The organism is Pedobacter sp. KH_004, from assembly GCF_057840755.1.
Genome location: NZ_CM174519.1, coordinates 2,122,227 through 2,138,724 on the forward strand (window position 1 = coordinate 2,122,227; position 16,498 = coordinate 2,138,724).

Sequence of the window (16,498 nt, forward strand, 5' to 3'; positions counted from 1 at the left end):
ACTTTAGTGCTCAAGTTCAATATCATCAAGCGAACTTGGGCCAACTTTATTTGATTTTTTAACTACCGTAAAAGTTCCATTTAACTCCATTACCACCGCTTGAACATCTTCCAGACTTTCAAGCCGATATTTTCTGATCTCAGAATAAATCTCCTCTTCGGTAATCACTTCCTTCTTCATGGCGGGTAGAATAAATTTTCCATTATAAAACAAGAGTGTAGGAGTAGAATTGATCACATCCTCCATTTTTGAAGAGTTTTTAGCCAGGAATGCCAGGAGATATTGTAAGGCAATAATGGTGATTAGGGCAACGAAACCCTCGACAAGCGGTACCTTTTTTAAAATCATCGACGATAATGTGGAACCAAGTGTAACGGTAACTACAAAATCAAATGCATTAAGCTTGGCAAGTGTTCTTTTTCCTGAAATCCGGATAAATATGAAAAGGACAACATATGATGTTACTGCACAGATGACGATGTGAAATACAGCTGGCCAATCTTTAAAAAACAAATGTTCCATGCATAAAATTTAGCGCCACATTCTCCAGAGCGGCAAATCGTTTGATGCGATTTCGTTGTTAATCTCATCCCAAAATGCTCTACTGATGTCGTTAATACCTGCAACCGTTCGGTTTTGTTCCTTATTGTGTGAATTAGAAACTGATTCATTTTCCTGACTATTGTTGTAGTGATTGTCGTGATTGATATCCATAGTTAAAAATGTTTTGATTAATATTTCTAACATAATGAACGAAAAAATGTTTATTATAATCTGAATTTCAAGTGTAATAATCTCGAAAGGTTAGTGATATTCCACCGATAATAAGATCTCTATAAAACAAAAAAGGGCACCTAAATGGCGCCCTTTTTTATTAGTATAAGCCTTTATTTTAAACCAAATCAAAACGATCTAGATTCATTACTTTAACCCATGCTGCCACAAAATCAGCAACGAACCGTTCTTTAGCATCCGAACCAGCGTAAACTTCGGCAATTGCCCTTAACTCTGAGTTTGAACCAAAAACAAGATCGGCACGTGTAGCCGTCCATTTTGGCTGGCCAGTTTTTCTGTCGCTGCCCAAATAAACTTCCTTATCATCAGAAACTGCTTTCCATGCGGTATTCATATCCAACAAATTCACAAAGAAATCGTTACTCAGCTGGCCAGGTTTTAGCGTTAAAACACCATTTTTAGATCCATCGAAATTGATATCCAGTGATCTTAAACCGCCTAACAACACGGTTAACTCTGGCGCTGTTAACGTAAGTAATTGCGCCTTATCAATTAATAACTCTTCAGTAGAAACGGTGAAACGCGTTTTGCTGTAGTTACGGAAACCATCTGCTTGTGGCTCCAGGTATCCAAACGATTCTATATCAGTCTGTTCCTGAGAAGCATCCATCCGCCCTGCAGTGAAAGGTACTTTATTGGTAAATCCAGCATCGCTGATCGCTTTTTCAACAGCAGCCGAACCAGCTAAAACAATTAAATCTGCGATAGAAATTTGTTTACCATCAACCTGTGAAGCATTGAAATCTCTTTGAATATTCTCTAAAACAGACAATACTTTTTGCAGTTGCGCCGGGTTATTCACTTTCCAATCTTTCTGTGGCGCCAAACGAATACGTGCACCATTGGCGCCGCCCCGTTTGTCAGATCCTCTAAAAGTTGAGGCTGAAGCCCATGCGGTAGAAACCAATTCGGAAACGCTTAAGCCCGATTGCAATACTTTCGATTTCAATAATTCTACATCGGATTCAGTTACCAGGGCATGGTTAACTGCTGGAATTGGGTCTTGCCAAAGTAATTCCTCAGTTGGAACATCAGGACCAAGATATCTTGCAACCGGGCCCATATCGCGATGCGTTAATTTAAACCAGGCTCTTGCAAAAGCATCAGCAAACTGATCAGGATTTTCCAAAAAGTTTCTGGAGATCTTTTCATAAGCAGGATCGAAACGCAAGGAAAGATCTGTAGTTAACATGGTAGGTTTGTGCTTTTTCGTCGCATCAAAGGCATCAGGAATTATATCATCTGCATTTTTTGCGATCCATTGGTGTGCACCCGCCGGACTTTTAGTCAATTCCCATTCAAACCCAAATAGATTTTCGAAGAAATTGTTACTCCATTGCGTTGGAGTGGTGGTCCAAGTGACCTCTAAACCGCTTGTTATGGTATCTTTACCAGCGCCTGAACCATAACTATTATGCCAGCCAAATCCCTGGCTCTCGATATCAGAAGCTTCTGGCTCTTTACCTACATGATCTGATGATGCAGCCCCATGGGTTTTGCCGAACGTGTGTCCGCCTGCAATTAGAGCAACCGTTTCTTCATCATTCATAGCCATTCTTCCAAATGTATCACGAATATCTTTCGCCGCTAAAATTGGATCAGGGTTGCCATCAGGTCCTTCAGGGTTAACATAAATTAAGCCCATTTGAACTGCAGCAAGAGGTTTTTCCAGGTTTCTGGTATGCACATCTCCATCCGCATTATCATCACTAACCAAAACGCCTTCATCCTTAACGCCCTCAGATCCATGCGCATAACGAACATCACCTCCAAGCCAGGTTTTTTCCGACCCCCAATAAACAGATTCGTCAGCTTCCCAAACATCTTCTCGTCCACCAGCAAAGCCAAAAGTTTTAAAACCCATTGATTCTAGCGCCATGTTACCAGCAAGAATCATTAAATCGGCCCAAGAGATTTTTTGACCATATTTTTGCTTAATAGGCCATAGCAATCTTCTGGCTTTATCCAAACTTACATTATCTGGCCAGCTGTTTAGTGGCGCAAAACGTTGTAGCCCTGCACCTGCGCCTCCCCTGCCATCGCCAACCCGATAAGTACCTGCACTATGCCAAGCCATCCGGATGAATAAACCACCATAATGACCGAAATCTGCTGGCCACCATTCTTGCGAATCGGTCATCAGCTCATGAAGATCACGTTTAACCGCTTCTAAATCGAGGCTGTTAAATTCTTCAGCATAATTAAAATTTTTACCTAGTGGGTCAGACAAAGAAGAATTCTGACGTAGAATATTAATTTTCAGTTGATTTGGCCACCAGTCGCGATTTCTGGTTCCGCCGCCACCTACATTTTGCTTCATGCTGCCATTATGAAACGGGCACTTACTGATGTCGTTTGAGTCATTCTCCATTATAATAATACATTAAGGTTTTACAGTCTAACTATCTGTGTTTTGATAGTATTATAAAAGTAACGGATTAACACTGATAATCCCAATCATTTAATTCTATAATTTGATAGCCAAAATCTATTATCATGTTTCGAGGTTTTCTGAAACTTTAACTTTTCCTAACTGTTCTTATCAATATGGAAAACGATAATAAAAACAATGTCGATCTTAAAAATGAAAGATCAGATCAAGAGCAATTGAGCCAAAAAGCATTAGGTAATACAGATGTAAATGATCAACTAGATCAAAGCGACAATGACATCCTAAGCACTCCAAAAACTTCAGGAACCGGCTCAAATAATGCTGCCCCAGCTCCCGATTCTCTGATTGTATATGAAGATAAAAAAGGAGATGAGCGTTATGAGCAAGGAAACGAAAAAGAAGAGTAAGCAGATTTCGCAGACTTAAATATCGATCCTGAACGGACAAATTAACACTACCAAAAATCACTCATAAAAACGATTTAGGAAGTATTAAAACTGTATAATAAGATTATTACACGAGGTAATCTTATCTGTTTTATATTTTATCTATTTTAGTTTATTATGAGAAAACCTTTCCTTATTTGTGCACTAATTTTCTCTCTTAAAGTTTGTGCACAAACCAAATCCGTAGATCTTTCTGCATTTAAAAAAAATGGCTCTGAAGTTACTGTTAAACAAAAAGTAATTACTTTAACATGGCCTGCCGGAAACAATTTGACCGGCAAAATGCTTATCGACTTAGAGAAAGATCGTCCGATGCTAAAGAGCGTTCAGTTGGGAAATAATAAAGCTTTTAAGGAAATTGGAGCTGATCTGGATCCTGCATTTGTACTCACCATCGGAAAACGCTCTTTAAGTCCATCAAGCGGCGGATGGGATGTTTTTTTTGATCGGGTACCGAAGAAACCATTTCAATCTTACCCGGTTACGATAGACAAGCAGCACGCTAAGGTAAGCACAAAAGGGCAACAGACTATTGTAACCATCGATGGCGCAAATGCCGACCGTCTTAAAGGTACTGTTGAAATTACACTGTATAATGGAAGTCCACTTTTTAATGTTGCCGCGGTAATAGCGACCGAAATAGATTCTACAGCAATTTTGTACGATGCCGGGTTGGTGAATAAAAAGGCGATCTGGAAAAAGATGGCTTGGGCAAACGTTCAGGATGAGCTGCAACAAGCTACTCCACAAGCGGCCGATAGTAGTCGAAATCTAGAAGTAAAGTACCGCACAATTATTGGTGAAAATGCTACAGGTAGTCTGGCGTTGTTTCCTGCGCCACATCAGTATTTTTATCCATTGGATGAAGCCTTTAATTTGAAGTTTACCTGGTATGGAAATAACTATCATAATTTGATTTCAGGTTTCGGGATGGGTATTCGCCAGGATCCTTATGGTGATAACAGATATGTACCATGGTTTAATGCGCCACCGAAAACTAAGCAGCGATTAAATTTCTTTTGCTTACTTGATTTAGGAAATGCAGCATCTGCGTTGGCGCAGGTGAAAAAATTCACCCACGATGATGCTTACAAACCAGTTTCCGGATATAAAACAATGGCTACACATTTCCATAATGAATTTATATCTGATGTGGTACTTGCGGGAAAACCTATTCCGGAAAAACCCGAATTTGTTGATGTACTTAAAAAACATGGATTAGATATTGTGAAATTGGCAGAATTTCATGGACCAGGGCATCCAAAAGGACCAGATAATGATCGATTGAAAGAGTTAACAGCATTATTTGAGCAAACCAAAAGATTATCAGATAATAAGTTTCTCCTGCTTCCGGGTGAAGAGGCAAATAACTTTTACGGAGGCCATTGGCTTGCTTTTTTTCCTAAGCCAGTGTATTGGGTGATGTCGCGAAAGGGAAATGAGCAATTTGTGATGAATGATCCTAAACTAGGAAAAGTGTATCACATCGGGGATAAAGCCGAAATGTTGAAACTCTTGGAATTGGAAAAGGGTTTAGCCTGGACCGCTCACGCCAGAACTAAAGCATCTACCGGATATCCCGAAGCCTATAAAGACGAAGACTTCTTCAAATCAGAAACCTTCCTTGGAGCTGCCTGGAAAGCTATTCCAGCAGACCTTTCGATTCCAACGCTCAGTCAACGGGTGCTTAAATTAATGGATGACATGGCCAATTGGGGATTGAAAAAACATGTAATCTCCGAGGCGGATATATTTACCATCACGCATCAAAATGAAATGTATGCCCACCTCAATGTGAATTATCTGGAAATGGATAAACTGCCAAATTACGAGCAAGGATGGCAAAGCGTATTGGATGCCATTCGTAAGGGGAAATTCTTCGTGTCAACTGGTGAAGTATTGATTCCAGCTTTCAATATAAATGGAAAAAAATCTGGAGAAACGTTAAGCCTAAACAAGGGTGGAAATGTAAAAGTGAATATGAATCTTGATTGGACTTTTCCTTTAAATCACGTAGATATTGTTTCTGGCGATGGCAAGGAAATTTACCGGGAGAGAATTGATTTATCCAATACACGAGCGTTTGGACAACAACAATTTATCTGGTCAATAAACTTATCAGGCAGAAAATGGATAAGAGTTGAAGCCTGGGATATTGCAGCCAATGGCGCCTATACCCAAATGGTTTGGTTAGAAAACTAAGAAGATAAAGTCTTTTGAATGAACTCTCGCCTAAATCGTTGATTGAAACGAGAGTTCATTATGGTTTACACTGATAAAGTGATCGTCGACTGACTAGAACCTATTGCATACCTCAACTAAAATGCCAAGCTAGTTTTTGTTTTAATGCTAAATTCCACGGGTTAGCGGGTTCTCTTGATCTTGACTAGGCTCATCTTCAATATCATCCAAATGGAGTTTCTTTTTTGTTGAATTTAAACTACCTGATCCGGCTATACCACGATAATCAGGTTCCTCTGCCAGCTCCTTATCTTGCTGCGGAGTCTGTTCGTTTTCATCATCCATCTGCTTTTTCATTTAATTTTTTATTGATAGATACCTTAATAGTGAAGTAGCTCATCTTACCGGCCAAAAACTGAGCAAAATTCCCCTATAGCTTACCCAAAAGCATCTGCCCTCTTTCGGTATGTTCCTGAATAGTTGCCAAAGCCAGTGCCGTTACATTTTTGATGTGTTTATTGCTGCTGGCATTCATCAGTGCACTTACAGCATCCTTCAGTTTTTTATGGGTGTCTACCTGTCCTTGCATAAATGCATTATCAAAGGCAGCCCCGCTTAATGTTTGTAGTTTGGAGAGCATCGCTTTTCCCTCTTCACTTGGTGCAGGTGTTGGCGTTCCCAAGTCCTTCAAAATCTTGCCCATCACCTCTTGTTCGGCAGCCTCGAATTTAGCGAAGAGCTTCACATCGGGATTAGATGCCTTGGTTAATGCAAGCTGACTGGTTTGAAGCGATGCAGTACCCAATACCGCAATCTTCGCTTGTAAGGTCAAATCGGCACTTTGAGCCAAGGCTGCAATTGGATTTAAAGCATTGCCTACAATAGATGCACCGGCACCCAGTACAATTGCTGTTTTGATCGATGTTGCCATAAAATCCCGGCGGGTGTTGGTCTTTGTTGTTTTCATAGTGATTGTATTATCTTATTTCAAATCATTTAGCCTCTTTTATACAGTCTCGAAACTGCGTTTTGCATTGCAAACTGTTTCCACTGAACTGCTTTATTGTCTGGCGGTTAAATGAGATGGACATTTCCACCCAAGTAGATCATTGTAAATGCCTGTAATAAAAACAAGCATGAGAATGACTTGGTTTACCGCATAAATACCTTTTTTGATACGGGATTTAAGGCATTGCATGGGGATCAATGGATGAATGGAAATACCTTAAGCTTAATGCTAAACCAGATTCTATAACCACACAGATGTGCTGACTTGAAGACAAATCAACGCTGCTCTCGCTTATATAAGGCCATCACCACATTTAGAAAAAACTTATTTTCCAGTTTCCATGTGAGGTGCATCTACAGGCTTAGATTCGGGCGAACCCTTTTGCCGCAGATAAATGGTAAGAAATACGATTGAAAAAACAGATAAAAACTCACTCTGCCAATTTTGAAAAGTTTCGAACCAAAACTCAGGTTCTGTGAGGTACTGGAAAACACTTTGTTGAGGAAGGTTCTTCGCAAGCTGTTCAATGTTGTTGTTTTCCCAACTTCCATAAAGATGCATTGCCCAACTGAACAGAAACAAAATCCCAAAGGCGATGGAAAGAGAATTTCTGTACGCCATTAGCACCCATCCGCCCTTTTTTACAGGCCACGGAGCATCTGGCCTGTTAACAGGTTCGCGGTCAACTTCCTCCTTGTCTTCCAGGCTTTTGGATTCGGCTGACCCTTTTTGCCGAAGAAAAATCGTAAGTAGCACATATAATGCCATCTGCAAAAACTCGCTTTCAAAATTTTCAAAAGTGGCCGATATAAAGTGTCCGCTTTGTAAATAAACTGAAAATGCTAGCTGATCTTGCTTCAACTCCATCAGTTCCTGATTATGCTGTTTCCAGCCGGTTAATGCTTGTGCAACCAGTGTAATTAAAAATAGCGATATAAAAACGATACTAAGCCCGTTCTTGTACAAAAAAGACCTGCGTTTATTGGCCATCGTAATTCAAGTTTTGGCTTAAGTTGAGTAATTGTTTAACATCATATTCGGGAAAAGAAACGCTTGAACTTTTCGCTGACAAAACCGCCCCTGTATCACTCTTTTTATTTCCGGATTTTTTGTGATTTGTTTTTTTTCTGAACATCTCTATTAAAATTTTTGATGTGTAAATGTTGAGTTTAGATTTTGTTAAAAAGCGAATGGACGTAATCGCCTAGTTGAAAGACCTCCGACTATTTACAAATGCGGAGGATTTCTTACCGGTAGCTCAAATGTTTCGCCATCGGAAAGGATGGAAACCCTCAGATCGCGGATGGTTATTTTTCTGTTTTCGTCAAACCTAGTAATATTACTACCCCGGCTCCTTTCGCCATCGATACTAATGACCACACCACAGCCCATTACCTGTGCTTTCAACCCTTCGCTGATGATAATTGCGGTATTTTCTTCTATCCCTATCCCAATGCAGGCCGGATTAGTTGCAATTACTTGAGCCATTCTAACAAAACGACCTCGATGTACAAAATGAGTATCAATGCAAACATCTTTCAAAAATTCAAAACCAGTTGTAATTTTCACCTCCCCCGCCACCATTTCAGTTTCACCACTTCCTGCAAAAATCATTGGCGTCGACATGGCCATAGCGCCTGCACTGGTTCCCCCAATAATGATTTTATCGTCGATATAGCGTTGCTTAAGCTGACTCATCATTTTAGTTCCTCCGTAAATTGAGGTCAATTTTAACTGATCTCCACCGGTAAAAAAAAAACCGTTTGCAAGGTTTATACGCTCCAAAAGGTCATCACTAACCTGCTCTCTCAAATCGTGATGAATGTGGCCGGTTGATTTTGCACCTAGTTTCCGAAAACAGTCATCGTATTGCTTATATGTTTCATCTATTTCTTCTGTACCAGCCGTAGTAATAATTTCAATGTGTTTGGATTTTCCACACAACTCTAAAAAGTGGAGTAAAAGATCCTGGTGTGATTCCGGTCGATTATTACTTTCTTTTTGCTCTGCACCACCGATGACCATCAGCTTGCCATTAGGAACCGGGGCCGAAGTAGCATTATTATTCATACGCATTTGGTTAGAAAATCAATTTGCAGTTAATAAAAAACATGGGCAGTCTTGCCGCCCACGCTTTTAGAGTAGCCCTCGAAGACCATTTACTGTTGCCAAAGTGATCAATGGTTTAAACTTACCGCTGATCATCTTGCTGTTGGTCTCTTTGTTCAGACTCTTTGTCTGGGTTAGGGCGTTTTCCCTGGCCAAAGACGGATTTTTCTTCGTAACAGGAGTTAATTTTAAAATCTTATTAACCTCCGTATGAAGCAACTCTTGATGTTGTGTGGAATCCGCAAACCATCCTTCTGCGCTGTTCATCATGCTCCTTTTTTTTTTGGTCATGATAACAACATTAGAAAAGGTCGCCCGGTTTTGTCAGAAAAAAATTATTGGTTAATGTAAATGAAGATTGAAGCGAAATAACCACCACAGGCATATTTTTACAATAAAAAAGTAGATTTCAATACAGATAAAGTCAGTCGACAACTTGCTTGATTGTAAATCAAAATGCTGAAAAAGAGAATCAAACCTCGACTTCTAAAAATTTTTTATCGGGAAATGAGAAATTCTCAAACAAAAGGATGAATTAATGGTTGTTAACTCGTCAGTACCTATGACAAACATATACTTTGGTTAGTTTACGTTAGAAAGCCTTCAATAATATTGAAGGCTTTTGTGTTAACTGAAAAACGCCCTTCAAAGGGCGCCTGGATATTGAAATTTCGAAATGAGCGATTGTGCCTAATTGGTTCTAGCTATTATAGCTTATTAAAAAACGTCGCAATTGTATCCTGCAAATGATTTATTTCATCTATTGGCAAATCAATATGCTTCAACTTCGATAATTGCTTTAGTAAATCTTTTACAGGATTTAGGTATTGCAAAGTATGGATGTTCATTGCTGATATTAACCCATTAATCGCATCGCTGTTCAATTCTAAGTTTATGTTTGGAAAACTAGTTGATAAAAGGTGTAATTGATTAAACAAAACCTTTTCAGCATTTAAGATTCTTTCCATAATTAATTTGTTTATATACTTAAACCCAAAACCGTGCCAAACACCTAATAATTGTGGTTTTTCATACCCTATAAACTGCTCTAAAACAACATTAAAAGCACAATTGGATACTTACAAATCATCGCGGCAAATCTCTAGATGAAATTACTTTATCAATCGGTTAGGCCAGGTATTTAGCGCAGTATAGAAAAAGTATTTTAGGTATTTAGCGCATCGTTAATGATGCTATTTTGAACCAGCCTTAATTTAGACGGATGACACTTTCTGGTTGAGATTGACCTGATGCTACCTGCATCAGGTTTTTATTTATTGTTAGAGCGATAATCAATAAAGATATTAGATATGAGACGCAAGCCAATTATAGGTAGTTATCTATCAGGTTTCCACTGCAAAACTTGTATAGCAGTTGGCGCCGCTTTTGTTTTACCTTCTCCATCAACCTGTACCACGTTTTGCAAAAACAGGTTGAGCATTTTTTTACTTTTCCAGAGTTCAGTATCGTAACTGGGTTCCCAATCTCCAACCGACTCGGTGCTTAAGTCATTAATTTTCCAGTTTCGGCTCATGATATCATTATTTACCGCCATCGAAACTTTGTTTCCTCTTTCCAGGTCTCGAAAAAGGAGGCCGGCAGCGTGATGTTTTCCATTTTTCCAGGTGATAATTTGGGGACGTGAAATCGGAATCTTTTTTGTTCCACCTCCACTCAAACTGAACGCTGTTTTTCTGAAGTCTAGGTCGTTCACTGCCCAGCGTTTTCCATCGTTAAATACGATGTGATATTGAGGAACTTTATCCACTGCATTGCGCCAGTAACTGGCAATAAAAACTCTGCCGGCATCATCAGCGAACATTGACGTTTGATTAATTAATTCACTCTTCTGAGGAATTTTAACCGCATATTCGGCATTCGCTGCCTTTATTGGTAAGGTATATAATTCACCTGTCGATTTCTGCCAGGTTACTCCCCCATCTCTCGATTTTGCGTAACAAAGGTCGTGGTTACTGGCCACGTCCGGGCTTTCTCGCCATACCCAGGATAAATGTATGGTGCCAGCCTGATCGATGGCTACCTGCCAATATGCATTTCGCTTGCCCTCGCCATCTATCATTCCATCCTGAATACGCTTCCAGGTACTTTCCTTAACACTATATCGGTTAATCATTAAATTCCCATTCCCAGAACCACCATCTCTGTAAAAAAAGAGAAGATCTCCATTACGCAACTTGTAAAACTCAGGATAACTCACCTTTCCTTCTTTTTTCGAAACCATGCTTTGCTTCTCTCCAAGCTTGATCGAACCTGGCGAAATACCCTTTGCATAATTTAAGGCATTGTTATGCTGATCCCAGGCTACATGTAAAAAACCAGCACCATCAACCATTATACTGATGGATTTGTGAGCGTCAGTAGCATCGCCCTTGTATTGAGTTTTTTCGATAGTCCAGTTTTGATCTCCGGACTTTCTTTTCGCTAAAACCAAAAATTGTTCGTCATCGTAATAAGCGGCATATTGATTTCCCTTGGAGGTTACCAACGAATTTTTCCTAAAAATGACTGCATTGATAGAGTTATTTGCCCAACCATTGGAAGCAATCGTGCTGATTTCTTGTGCGTTTGCACTAGCAAAACTCGCCAATAGAGACAGCATTAAAGCACGGATAAACAATTGTTTGTTCATTAAGATCTCAAAGCGATTAGCGTGTGTAAAATGTAAATCCATGTAACTATATATATTACTTTAAACTCTCACTATGGTCATTCTGAAAGTCTTCTCCACCCCATATTTTTTGTGCCGACCATTTTTCTGCAGGACTTGCCCAAAATGGATCGTTTTCTGATAATCCTAATGGAAGAAAGATGTTAGTAGCGATGTAAGGACTACCTTGATTGTTATAAAAATCGCCTAACGAAGGCTGTGCTCCATACAATCCGATAGTTAACCAGCCTGCTTTGTAGGTCGTTGGGCTTTCTAAAGTTTTCTTGATAACAGCAGTCAACGCACCTCTAACTTGCGCAGGACTAAGCTGTTTCGGCAATGTCTTTCTCAAAGCAACATCGGCCAGATGATGAAAAGCTGCACCACGATAAATAATAGATCGACCCGTAGCAGGATAACTTCCATCTGCATTAATTAAGCGCTCCTGTATAATGGCGTAACGCTCATTTCGCTTGCGAATTTTCTCGAACATCGCATTGTAAGCGTTGGTCTTTTTACCAATGATATCAGCAATCTCTGCCAGGTAAGGATGAATGACATAGCTGTTGTAATAATCAAAAGCGAAACTTGTTCCGTCAGTGTACATACCGTCGCCAGTGTACCATTGTCCCATCTGCTGTAGTGCATAATCAACACGCATCGGATCCCAATCAAAGCCGAACCTGGCCATAAAAGCTTCGTTCATCGCAGAAAAAAGCAACCAGTTAGAAAAAACTGGTTTAAACCTTCGCGTTGTCGCGATTGATTTAACCAATAACAACTGATTTTTTTTATCTAGATTTTCCCAAAGCCATGGCGCCCGGGTAAATGCAATGGCCAAATATGAAGCATCAACAAGTTGTTGCCCTCCAATATCAAAGTTCATAAAATCTTTTGCATTAGAATCCAAAGCATTTTTCACTCCTTGCAAGGCCCATTCCCGATATTGATTTCTGAGTTCAACTTCTTGCTTGCTCCCTCCTTCTAACTGTAGCCAAGGTGCAATTCCACTTAATACGCGACCTAAAACCTCAACATATTGAACTTTAATCCGATTTGCCTTGTTATCGACATGGATGGAGGTTACCTGCGGCATGGCTATGCGTAAACTGTCTTTGGCCAGATTATAAATTACAGGCCGAACCATCTTATCCATCTGGGCCAACCAAAACTGACGATCGGTAAGCACTTGGTTTTGTTTAATTTTGGTTTTCTTTTGCGCAAAAGTGATGGAAGTCATCATGCTCAGGAAGAGCAAAATCAGGTATTTACTTTTTATAGTCATGGAAAATTGATTTGTGTTTGGTTAGAAAACGATAATATTCACAGCCAGCAAGTAAAAATGCGCCTACTCCAAAATTTGCTGTAGAGTTTGCATCAACAATTTGCCCCGGGATGGCTTTTTCTCCTATTGGCTGTACGAAACCAACCCTTCCGTCCTTTTGAAGCGCAGTTTGAGAGAGATAATTCCATGCTAATTTAGCTGATGGTAGAAATTGTTTTTCTTTTAAAATCCCGTTATTTATGCCCCAAAATAAGCCGTAAGTAAAAAATGCGGTTCCACTGGTTTCTGGTCCTGGTGCATGTTGTGGATCAAGCATGCTTCTGGTCCAATAGCCCTCCTTTTGTTGCGAATTAAGAATAGCGGTGGCCATACCTTTATAAATTTTAAGATATTCCTTCCGGTGAGGATCATTTTTAGGTAAGTCTTTAAGCACTTTCGCTAATCCAGCGAAAACCCATCCATCCCCTCGGGCCCAGAAATCCTTTCCGCCATTGCTCGATTTATGTTTTGGATATACATATTTGGCATCACGATAGTAAAGCCTCGCCTGCTTATCGTACATGATACTGTTGGAATAAATGAGATACTCATGGAGTTTTTCCAGGTATTTTTTATCTCCCGTAAGCTTATAAAGTTTGGTCATTACTGGCATCACCATAAACAATCCATCGGCCCACCACCAGTAATCATTTTTATCCGTATTTATTTGATAGCCCATTACCTCTTTCGCCCGGGCTATTTTATGTTCATCAGGTTGAATATTGTATAAATCGATATAGGTTTGAAAACAGATTTGCCAGTCGCCAAAAAGCACATAATCGTCTTTCTCACCGTATGTATATTTCCAGTGAGATTTATCAGTTGATTTAGCACCCATCCAATTGTTATGGTTAGCCCAATCTTCCGAATACTTCCTATAAGTTTCATTTTTGGTGAGTTGATAAATTTCCATGTTCCCTGTGTGGTAGGCCGCGTGGTCCCAAAATGCCCTTACCTGCGGTTTGTTATTGGATTGCCAATAATGATTTGCCAGATTTATTTGAGCAAGAACAGCTTCACTTTCCTGGGCATGGGTAAATGAAAATGCAAAAAGTACCTGGAACAAAATCAGCTTGATGGTTTTATTTTTTCTCATTGTTTTGGTTGATCATTTTATTTGGTTATCAAGCTTTTCTATTACTCAATTTGAGATCTCTGTCTCATCTTTATCTATATTAATTTGTTGAAGATCGATCAAATCCATGAGTTTTTAGTTATGTTATGGAAGTTTTTTTTATCGATTTTTCTTTAAAGCTAAGGCTTAAAAGACATATAAAATACTATTTATCAACTAGTTACATAAAAAATAGGATTAAATCATAACAAAGTTATCAGCTGCTCTGCATTAAAAATCAGGTAATTATAAACGTGTTAGTGACATTTAAAAAATTATCCGTACTTTTTCTGCCATAAAACCAAATATTAAAACCAGCCAGACAAGCGCTAAAAACCGATTTTGTTCAAATCAATTTTTGCGTAAGGGTAAGCAATTGCTATAAAGCTGACCATTTAGTGTTTGGTTTAACCAATTTTATCTAATCGACTATTTTATGACTTCGTTTAAAAAAATTTCTTGTGCATGCTTACTTCTATTTAGTTTTTTAGCATCATCAGCCCAAGAACTAATGGTTTCTAGTCCTGATAAAAAACTTAACGTTAAACTTAACTTAACAGATGGAAAACTTTTCTACGAAGTGAACTTTGCAGGCACACAAATGCTTGAAAAATCTCCTTTGGGTTTAAAGGGTACGAAAGTAGATTTGTCTGCCGGCTTAAATTTTGTAAGCCAGCAGTCGCGTTCTATTGACGAGACTTATTCGGAAGCCAAAATCAAAAAAAGCACTGTTAGGTATCAGGCCAATGAGCTTACTTGCAAATTTGCAACCGCGAATAAAAACGAACTACAGGTAATTTTTCAGGTGAGCAATAACAATATAGCTTTCCGTTACTACATTCCGCAGGTTGGCGAACCCGCTAATTTTACAGTAGAAAAAGAATTGAGCGGTTTCAATTTTCCTGCAGCTACCACAACATTTTTAACACCACAAGCCAGCCCAATGATTGGCTGGATGAAAACCAAACCCAGCTACGAAGAAGAATATATTGCCGATCAACCGATGGGGACAGCTTCCAAATACGGCATTGGATATACCTTTCCTGGTCTTTTTCACTTGGGTAATAAAGGCTGGCTGCTGATATCGGAAACTGGCGTAAACAGTTTGTACTGCGGATCTAAACTTAGCGAGGGTACCAAAGATGGATTGTATCAAATCGCTTTCCCGGAAATGGGAGAAAACAATGGATTAGGAAGTGCCAAACCAGCAATGTCGCTTCCAGCTTATACGCCATGGCGAACCATTACAGTTGGCAATGATTTGAAGCCGATTGTAGAAACGACCATCCCATTTGATGTTGTAGAACCTCAATATCAGGCTTCGAAAAACTACAGCTTTGGCCGTTCTACCTGGAGCTGGTTACTATGGCAAGATAATAGTATCAATTTCGATGACCAGAAAAAATTTGTTGATTTATCATCGGCCATGGGTTATAAATTTGTATTGGTAGACAATTGGTGGGATGCCAAAATCGGCAAAGAAAAAATTGAAGCGCTGGCAAAATATGCCAAAGGTAAAAACGTGGGTGTTTGTTTATGGTACAACTCAAATGGTTTTTGGAACGATGCGCCACAGACGCCAAAAAACAAAATGAACAGTGCTTCTGCCAGAAAAAAGGAAATGGCATGGATGCAAAGCATCGGGATAAAAGGAATTAAGGTGGATTTCTTTGGTGGCGACAAGCAGGAAACAATGAAGCTTTATGAAGATATTTTGTCGGATGCCAATACTTATGGGCTTAGCGTAATTTTTCATGGCTGCACCTTGCCGCGTGGCTGGGAAAGGATGTATCCGAATTTTGTAGGTAGTGAGGCAGTATTGGCCTCAGAAAACCTAATTTTTACGCAAGCAGCAAATGATAATGAGGCATATAACGCCAGTTTACACCCATTTATTAGAAATGCTGTAGGTGCGATGGATTTTGGTCCTGTGTTGCTGAATAAATTTCATAACAAAGAGAATAACGGAGGGAAAATACGCAAAACTACTGAAAGCTTTCAGCTGGCAACCGCTATCTTGTTTCAAACACCTGTGCAAAATTTTGGCATCACTCCAAATAACTTGACGGATATGCCTGCCCATGTGATTGATTTTATGAAGAACGTACCCACCACATGGGATGAAACGATTTTACTGGATGGTTATCCCGGCAAATTTGTAGTACTCGCCCGTCGCCATAAAGATACCTGGTACATTGCTGCAATTAATGCCGAAAAAACTGAAAAAGAAATGGATATTGCCTTACCAATGCTAACCAATAAAAGTCTGCAAGTTTATAGTGATGGCACAAACCGTGAACCTCAACTCAATAAACTTTCGTTAAACAGCAGCAACCATATCAAAATTAAATTACTGCCTGATGGAGGTACGGTATTGGTCGGAAAATAAATGTTGAAAGCAAAAATTTTCGTATTCAAGCGAATCTATCATTCAGCTTATCGTCGCATATAACAACTGAA

15 protein-coding genes are annotated in these 16,498 nt (G+C 39.4%); 3 read left to right on the forward strand and 12 right to left on the reverse strand.

Annotated elements, in window-relative coordinates:
• Positions 1-3: 3 nt before the first annotated feature.
• The 3 genes from AC3ITD_RS09055 to katG all read right to left on the reverse strand — a co-directional run bounded on the left by AC3ITD_RS09055 (position 4) and on the right by katG (position 3,166).
• Positions 4-522 (reverse strand): DUF421 domain-containing protein, encoded by a 519-nt coding sequence (locus AC3ITD_RS09055; protein WP_489365843.1) that lies wholly within the window; start codon positions 520-522, stop codon positions 4-6.
• A 9-nt stretch (positions 523-531) separates the two neighbouring features.
• Positions 532-747, reverse strand: coding sequence for a hypothetical protein (locus AC3ITD_RS09060; protein ID WP_489365845.1), 216 nt, complete (start codon positions 745-747; stop codon positions 532-534).
• A 145-nt stretch (positions 748-892) separates the two neighbouring features.
• Entirely contained in the window at positions 893-3,166 is a 2,274-nt protein-coding gene (gene katG, locus AC3ITD_RS09065) for a catalase/peroxidase HPI (RefSeq protein ID WP_489365846.1), read from the reverse strand.
• A gap of 176 nt (positions 3,167-3,342) precedes the next feature.
• On the opposite strand from katG, the gene AC3ITD_RS09070 reads away from it, so the two are divergent.
• Together AC3ITD_RS09070 and AC3ITD_RS09075 are read left to right on the forward strand one after the other, a co-directional pair.
• Positions 3,343-3,594, forward strand: a complete 252-nt coding sequence (locus AC3ITD_RS09070; RefSeq protein ID WP_489365849.1) for a hypothetical protein — start codon at positions 3,343-3,345, stop codon at positions 3,592-3,594.
• A gap of 156 nt (positions 3,595-3,750) precedes the next feature.
• Entirely contained in the window at positions 3,751-5,835 is a 2,085-nt protein-coding gene (locus AC3ITD_RS09075) for a CehA/McbA family metallohydrolase domain-containing protein (protein WP_489365851.1), read from the forward strand.
• 147 nt (positions 5,836-5,982) lie between these two features.
• On the opposite strand, the gene AC3ITD_RS09080 is transcribed toward AC3ITD_RS09075, so the two are convergent.
• The 9 genes from AC3ITD_RS09080 to AC3ITD_RS09120 form a co-directional block, all read right to left on the reverse strand.
• Positions 5,983-6,171, reverse strand: coding sequence for a hypothetical protein (locus AC3ITD_RS09080; RefSeq protein WP_489365853.1), 189 nt, complete (start codon positions 6,169-6,171; stop codon positions 5,983-5,985).
• Between the two features lie 73 nt (positions 6,172-6,244).
• Positions 6,245-6,781, reverse strand: coding sequence for a DUF4142 domain-containing protein (locus AC3ITD_RS09085; protein WP_489365855.1), 537 nt, complete (start codon positions 6,779-6,781; stop codon positions 6,245-6,247).
• A gap of 366 nt (positions 6,782-7,147) precedes the next feature.
• A complete protein-coding gene (locus AC3ITD_RS09090; protein WP_489365857.1) occupies positions 7,148-7,813 on the reverse strand; it encodes a DUF6766 family protein in 666 nt (221 codons plus the stop codon).
• Positions 7,814-8,050: 237 nt separating this feature from the next.
• The gene (locus AC3ITD_RS09095; protein ID WP_489365859.1) at positions 8,051-8,893 is read right to left on the reverse strand and encodes a cyanophycinase; all 843 of its coding nucleotides are present in this window, start codon (positions 8,891-8,893) and stop codon (positions 8,051-8,053) included.
• Between the two features lie 66 nt (positions 8,894-8,959).
• Entirely contained in the window at positions 8,960-9,202 is a 243-nt protein-coding gene (locus AC3ITD_RS09100) for a hypothetical protein (protein ID WP_489365861.1), read from the reverse strand.
• Positions 9,203-9,639: 437 nt separating this feature from the next.
• Positions 9,640-9,900, reverse strand: coding sequence for a hypothetical protein (locus AC3ITD_RS09105; RefSeq protein WP_265800997.1), 261 nt, complete (start codon positions 9,898-9,900; stop codon positions 9,640-9,642).
• A 368-nt stretch (positions 9,901-10,268) separates the two neighbouring features.
• On the reverse strand, positions 10,269-11,582 hold the full coding sequence (locus AC3ITD_RS09110) for a BNR repeat-containing protein (protein ID WP_489365863.1): 1,314 nt from the start codon (positions 11,580-11,582) through the stop codon (positions 10,269-10,271).
• A 55-nt stretch (positions 11,583-11,637) separates the two neighbouring features.
• Positions 11,638-12,885, reverse strand: a complete 1,248-nt coding sequence (locus AC3ITD_RS09115) for a DUF2264 domain-containing protein (protein WP_489365865.1) — start codon at positions 12,883-12,885, stop codon at positions 11,638-11,640.
• Complete coding sequence (locus AC3ITD_RS09120) at positions 12,869-14,020, reverse strand: glycoside hydrolase family 88/105 protein (RefSeq protein WP_489365867.1); 1,152 nt, start codon at positions 14,018-14,020, stop codon at positions 12,869-12,871. Before AC3ITD_RS09120 ends, AC3ITD_RS09115 begins: the two co-directional genes overlap by 17 nt.
• 454 nt (positions 14,021-14,474) lie before the next feature.
• On the opposite strand from AC3ITD_RS09120, the gene AC3ITD_RS09125 reads away from it, so the two are divergent.
• Complete coding sequence (locus tag AC3ITD_RS09125; protein ID WP_489365869.1) at positions 14,475-16,427, forward strand: glycoside hydrolase family 97 protein; 1,953 nt, start codon at positions 14,475-14,477, stop codon at positions 16,425-16,427.
• Positions 16,428-16,498: the final 71 nt, after the last annotated feature.